The organism is Pigmentiphaga sp., assembly GCF_019689535.1.
Taxonomy (GTDB): domain Bacteria; phylum Pseudomonadota; class Gammaproteobacteria; order Burkholderiales; family Burkholderiaceae_B; genus Pigmentiphaga.
In genome coordinates, this window is record NZ_JADGHH010000199.1 from 1 (window position 1) to 6088 (window position 6088).

The following is a 6088-nucleotide window of genomic DNA, read 5'->3' on the forward strand; positions in this document are numbered from 1 at the left end:
GGGGCGGTTTTTTTTTATACGCCCCCGCACTCCCCCGGTGCCCCCGCACGCGCCGCGGCGCGGCCTTGGCCCACGGCTGGCCCAGCCCGTCGCCCGGGCTGGGGCCCCATTGTCGCGGGTCCGTCGGGCCGAACAGCGCCACGGTGGGGGTGCCGCAAGCCGCGGCGAGGTGCGTCGTGGCCGTGTCCGGGCCCACGTAGACAGAGGCATGGCGCAGCAGGTCGGCGAGCTCGGCCAGGCTCAGCCTCCCCTGCACGCGGACGATGGCGCGCCGCACGGGCTCGTCCAGGCCTTCGAGCAACTCGTTGACGTATTGCGATTCCGCTTCGCCTGGCCCGCCGCTCAATAGCACCTGCAAGCCTTGTGCATGCAGGCGGGAGAGCAGTTCGCGCCAGCCCTGGGCATGCCACTGCTTGTAGCGCCAGCGGGGGGAAGGGTGGACCACCGCGTAAGGACGATAGGCGTCGAAGGGAGGCGCGCCAGGCACGGCGGCGGCCAGGCGGGCAGGCCAGGCCTCCCGCGGGACGTAGGCCGTCGGCGGCACCACGGTGCGGGCCGGCGCCAGGCCGAGCAGTGCAGCGACGCGCTCGTTCTCGTGCACCCGATGCATGTGCTCATCGATGACCAGCGGGTGCCGCAGCGAAAGTCGCTTCCACCAGGCATGGCCCAGTTCGGGCGGGACCAGCCCCACGCGAACCCGGGCCGACGCCAGGCCGAACAGGTGGGGCTTGTCTCCGGGCTGCGGGATCAGGGCAAGGTCGTAGCGGCGCCAGAGCCGGCGGAGCATCGCGCGGATTTCTCCCCGCACCGGGCGCTCCGCGAGCGTAAAAACCTGGTTGATGTCCGGGTTGTTTTCCAACATGCCTTCCGTGCCCCGGAACACGAGCATGTCGACCTCGCACTGCGGGTAGCGCGTGCGCAGGGCCCGGGGCAGGGGCGTGGTGAGCAAGACGTCACCCAGGTAGCGAAGCGCGATGACCAGCGCTCGTTTGGGTTCGCGGGCGGGTAGGGAACTCATGTCGAAGGGGAGGATAGCAGGCTCCGGACGGCGTCGATGACCTCAGGCAGGGTAGGCCAGCGGCCATCGTCGCCCAGGCATACCGCATCCGGCGTCCAGGGGCCGGTGCGTTCGCGGCGCGTGACGCCGAATAGGGTGATCTGGCGGGCTCCGGCTGCCGCCGCCACGTGGGAAGTGCCCGAATCGTTGCAGACGATGGCTGCCGCCCGCTGAGTCAGGGCCGCGAAGGCGCCCAGTTCGAGAGGCGGCAGCACGGTTGCTGCCGGGGCTGCCCGGCGGGTCGCCTCGGCCTCATGGGCGGGTGGACAGGTGACGCATGTCACGCCTTGGGTGGCCAGCGCTTGCGCCAGGTCCCCGAATAGCGGCCAGGCCTTGGATCGCCCATGGTGCAGGCCGGTGGCGATGGGGGCGAGCAAGACGAAAGGCCCGGTGATGCCAACCTCGGCCAGGGCCCGGTCGGCAGCGGCGCGATGAGCTGGCGTAAGGGGCAGCGCCAGCCGCGGCCCGGGAGTCGCGGGCAGCTTGATGCCGGGATGCCAGCGGAGCAGCGCCTCGCGCGCGAGGCGGTAGAACACCTCGACCTCGTGCAGCCCGGAGGGTTTGGGCAGGGCCCAGCGCAGGAGGGGGGAGCGGCCGTTGCCGCGATAGCCCGCGGCGCGAATGCCGGCCAGGCGGAACAGGGCGGCGCTGGACAGAGAGTTGGGGAAGACGATGCCCCGCGGCCTGCCCCGGTCGGGCACCGCTTGCCGGGTCGTTGCGAGATTGGCGCCGAAGCGCTTGCCCAACGGAACGAAAGCCGCCGGCGTGAGTCCATTGAGCAAGTCGCCGGCCCACGGGCGGCCGTGCAGCACCAGGCCATGCCCCGCTTGCTGGAGCAGCGCCAACGCGGGCAGGCACATGCAAGCGTCGCCTACCCAGTTGGGCAGCCGGACATGTACGGGATCGACTTCTGGCATCGGGTAGTCAGCGACGCAGGGCGGCAGGCGGCTGCGCGTACAATCTAAAGCTTTCTATTGTAAGCGGGCGGGCCGGCCGCAGCGCGAACCAGCGCTGCCGTGGAGGCGTCCCGCCACGAACACCCTGTGAATTCACAACCCGTCAAATCCGAACTATGGCGCCGCGTCTATAGCCGGGTCCTGAAATACTGGCACGCGATCGCGCTGGGCATGCTTTTCCTGACCGGGGTGGCCGCTTCCCAGCCCATCCTGGCCATGTTGATGAAGCCGCTGCTGGACGGAGGTTTCAGCGGCGAGCATCCCGATTACGTCTGGAAGATCCCGCTCGCCATCGTCGTCATCTTCCTGGTCCGGGGCGCGCTGAACTTCCTGAGTGACTATCTGCTGGCCTGGGCGGCCAACCACGTCCTGGCCGACTTGCGCAGGGAGATGTTCGATCGCCTGTTGCGCCTGCCCGATGCGTATTTCAAGCGCATGGGCTCCTCGCTGCTGCTCAATCGCTTCGTGGTGGACGCCGCCGGGGTGATGGGCCTGGCCACTGAAGTCATCACCGTGCTGGTGCGGGAAACGCTGATCGTCGTTTCGCTGGTGGGGGTGCTGCTGTATTTGTCGTGGCAGCTGACCCTGATCGCCCTGGTGGCCTTCCCGCTCTCGACTTTCATCATGCGGGCCATTGCGCGGCGCATCCGGCGGATCAACCGCGAGACCATCGCGATGAACGGCGAGCTGACCCGGATCGTGAGCGAGGCCATCGACGGGCAGCGGGTCATTAAGTTGTTCAGCGGCTACGAGCACGAGGAGGCCCGGTTTTTTGAGGTCAATGGACGGTTGCGCCGTTTTGCCATGCGCAACGCAGTGGCGACGGCGGCGTCCGCCCCCATCACCCAGGCCATTTCCGCCGTCGCGCTCGCCGTCGTGGTGGCCACCGCGCTGGGGCAGTCCGATGCCAACCAAATCACGGTGGGTGGCTTTGCCGCGTTCGTTACCGCCATGCTGCAGATGCTCGATCCGCTCAAGCGCCTGGCCAATGTCGCCAGCCCCATGCAGCGCATGCTCGTGGCCGCCGAAAGCGTGTTCTCGCTCGTGGACGAAATGCCAGAGCCGGACGAGGGGACGCGTACCCTGGCCAAGCCGGTGCGCGGGCGGATCGAGTTCGAGAACGTCTCGCACCGTTTCCCTGAAGCGGCGCGCAATACCTTGACCGACATCAGCTTCTCGGTCGAACCCGGGCAGACCGTGGCGTTCATCGGCCGCTCGGGCAGCGGCAAGACGACCCTGGTTTCCATGCTGCCGCGCTTTGCCCAGCCGTCCCGGGGTTCGATACGCGTGGACGGCGTGCCGATCGAAGAGCTCACCCTGAGCAGCCTGCGCGACGCGATTTCCTTGGTCAGCCAAGACGTGGTGCTGTTCGACGAGACGATCGCCGCGAACGTGAGTTACGGTGCCAGCCAGGAGCCTTCGGAGGAGGCGATCCGGCAGGCGCTGGCCGATGCCAATCTGCTCGAGTTCGTCGAGTCGCTGCCGCAGGGCATATATAGCCGCGTAGGCGAGAACGCGGCCCGGTTGTCGGGCGGGCAGCGCCAGCGCCTGGCGATCGCGCGGGCGTTGATCAAGGATGCGCCGATCCTGATCCTGGACGAGGCCACTTCCGCCCTCGACAACGAGTCGGAACGCCAAGTGCAGGCTTCGCTCGAGCGCCTCATGAAGGGCAGGACGACGCTGGTGATTGCCCATCGTCTTTCTACGGTGCAGAATGCCGACCGCATCATCGTGCTGGATCAAGGTCGCATGGTGGAACAGGGTACGCACGCCGACCTGCTTGCCGCCGACGGCTTGTACGCAGCGCTATACAAGATGCAGTTCAATGAATCCTCCTAACCGCACGGATGAAAAGAACAAAAATAAAGCTCGCGAACCTTCTGGTCGGCATCTATAAGTTTTTGACGGGGCGTCCCAGAGACCGGCAGTCGTTCGATTCGAAGCGCAACTTTCGCAGCGTCGTCATTTTCTCCACGACGGCGCTGGGGGACCTTCTCCTGAATACCCCCGCCATCCGCGCCGTCAAGAAGCGCTACCCCGATGCGGTCATTACCCTCGTCTCCGGCCATCGCACTGCCGGCCTGGTGCAGGGTAGCCCGCATTTCGACCACGTCATCCATTGGGATCACAAGGCCAGGACCATGTTCGGCGTCATCTCTGCGCTGCGCGGGGTCCGGCCGGAGACGGCCGTGATCCTGCACTCCAAAGAACCGTACGACGTGCTCGCCGCCGTATTTTCCGGCTGTGAGTACGTATTCAAGAATGTCGAGCGGGAGGAGCTGAATGGCATGGGGAGATGGTTGACCGCCTTCACGTTCCACGAAGGACGCCATCAGATCCGGTCCAAGCTCGACCTGGTGGAAGTGCTGGGTTGCGACGTGCAAGACACGACGATGTTCGTGCCCGTTCCGTTCGCGCCTCTTCCCAAGCCCGAAGGCAAGGTGGTGGTCGGCTTCCAGCTGGGGGCATCCAAACCCATACGCTGTTGGCCCGTCGAGCGTTTCGTGGCGTTGGCGAGGAAGATCCTCTCCCACTCGCCCGATTACGCGCTGGTCTTGGTCGGAGACGCCCGGGAGCGCGAGATCGAGCAAGCGTTTCTCGATGGGCTGGCGCAAGATGAGCGCGCGCGGGTCATCAGCTACGTCGGGGAGACGACGCTGCCGCAACTGGCGGCCGTCGTGGGCAGCATGGACGTATTGGTGACCGGCGACACCGGCACCATGCACCTGGCGATCGCGTTGCGAGTCAAGACGGTGAGCCTGTTCGTGACGGCGAATCCGGAGGCCACCGGCCCGTATCAGGACAGCCACCTGCACCAGGTCATCCACGTGCCATTCGATCCCCAACGCTTCGATGCAGCGCAGCGCGAGCGGCCGATGAGTGTCATCGGCTGCGACATCGTGATGGAGAAAGTCCTGGTCGCGACGGCCGTGCCGGCCATCGCGGCGTCCGCTGCGGCACAGGTTCGCCGGGCGGGCCGCGCCGCGGAGCGCGAGACCGAGGGCGCTTCGTTGTCCTATGCCTAGCGTCGCCTAGAGCGCCGGCATGGCTGCGCCGGCGGCAGCGACCGCATAGGGCGAAGGCCAGGAACCGTTCGCGCGGAAACGCGAGAAGTCCCGTGCGACCCGGCCCGGCGTCAACGCGTATTTCCAAAGTTTTTCTTTCAGCTTGCCGGTGGGGATGTAATCACCGCCGACCAGGATGCGCCCGGGGCCCCAGTCAGGCCGCCACGTCCTGGCGCCCCCCTGGCGCATGAACAGTGACAGGGTCGGCACGTGGAGGTTAGAGGCGAGATGGCCGATGCCCGAGTCGTTGCCGATGAACCAGCCGGAGCCGAAGATCCAGGCCTCCACTTCGTCCAGCCCGCCCAGCGCAGGCAGCCCCAGGCCCAGTTCCTGGACGTGCTCCCATTGGGGGCGTTCGGCCGGGCTGATGATGAAGTGCGGGTCCAGTCCTTCGTCGCGCAGCCGGCGCGCGAGTGTCACGAAACGCGAAGCCAGCCAGCATTTGTCCGGCGTGCTTGCCGTGGGATGGATGACGACCCGCGCCTGGTGGCTTCGGTGCACCAATCCCGCGGGAGGGACGAGGCCGTTGTGCTTTTCCGGATCCAGTAGGCCGAGTTCCGCGCGACAGTATTCGACCAGGCGCTGCGCCATGGATTGGGGCGAGCGCATGCGGCACAGGTGTTCGAGGATCAACGCTCGCGGGTGGATGGCATGGGGTTCGGGCAGCGGCCGGGCCTCGTGCAGTTGAACCACCGCACCATAATCCCGCAGCACCTCGGATGCCTGGTCTGGCGGTAGCGCGGGACGGATGTCGAAACCCGGAAACCACGCGCGCAGGGCATGGATGTGGGCGCCGAAGACGGTAACGTTCGATCCGGCACGGCGCAGATTGTGCGCGACCGTCATCAACAGCAGCGAGTCGCCGATGGCAGGGGAAGCGATGATGGCGACGTGCGCCAGAGAGTCCTTGTCGAGGGGCACGAATTATTGTTCTTGCTTGTTGAAAGGGCGTGGGCCGGAAGGCCCACGAGGCCCCTATTGTATGCAAACCGGCTCGATGCGGAGCCGGC

Annotated in this window: 5 protein-coding genes; 2 read left to right on the top strand and 3 right to left on the bottom strand. The window is 66.7% G+C overall.

Annotation, left to right across the window (positions count from 1 at the left end):
- Together rfaQ and IRZ12_RS14715 are read right to left on the bottom strand one after the other, a co-directional pair.
- A partial coding sequence (rfaQ, locus tag IRZ12_RS14710) for a putative lipopolysaccharide heptosyltransferase III (protein ID WP_296469858.1) occupies nucleotides 1-1018 on the bottom strand: 1018 nt, incomplete at its 3' end.
- Nucleotides 1015-1974, bottom strand: coding sequence for a glycosyltransferase family 9 protein (locus IRZ12_RS14715; protein WP_296469863.1), 960 nt, complete (start codon nucleotides 1972-1974; stop codon nucleotides 1015-1017). The genes IRZ12_RS14715 and rfaQ, both read right to left, overlap by 4 nt.
- 126 nt (nucleotides 1975-2100) lie before the next feature.
- Here IRZ12_RS14715 and msbA point away from each other — a divergent pair, with 126 nt between their 5' ends.
- Entirely contained in the window at nucleotides 2101-3852 is a 1752-nt protein-coding gene (msbA, locus tag IRZ12_RS14720) for a lipid A export permease/ATP-binding protein MsbA (RefSeq protein ID WP_363322245.1), read from the top strand.
- Between the two features lie 62 nt (nucleotides 3853-3914).
- Complete coding sequence (locus IRZ12_RS14725) at nucleotides 3915-5039, top strand: glycosyltransferase family 9 protein (RefSeq protein WP_296469869.1); 1125 nt, start codon at nucleotides 3915-3917, stop codon at nucleotides 5037-5039.
- 6 nt (nucleotides 5040-5045) lie between these two features.
- Here the strand turns inward: IRZ12_RS14725 and IRZ12_RS14730 are convergent, their stop codons facing one another.
- Entirely contained in the window at nucleotides 5046-5999 is a 954-nt protein-coding gene (locus IRZ12_RS14730; RefSeq protein WP_296469873.1) for a glycosyltransferase family 9 protein, read from the bottom strand.
- Nucleotides 6000-6088: the final 89 nt, after the last annotated feature.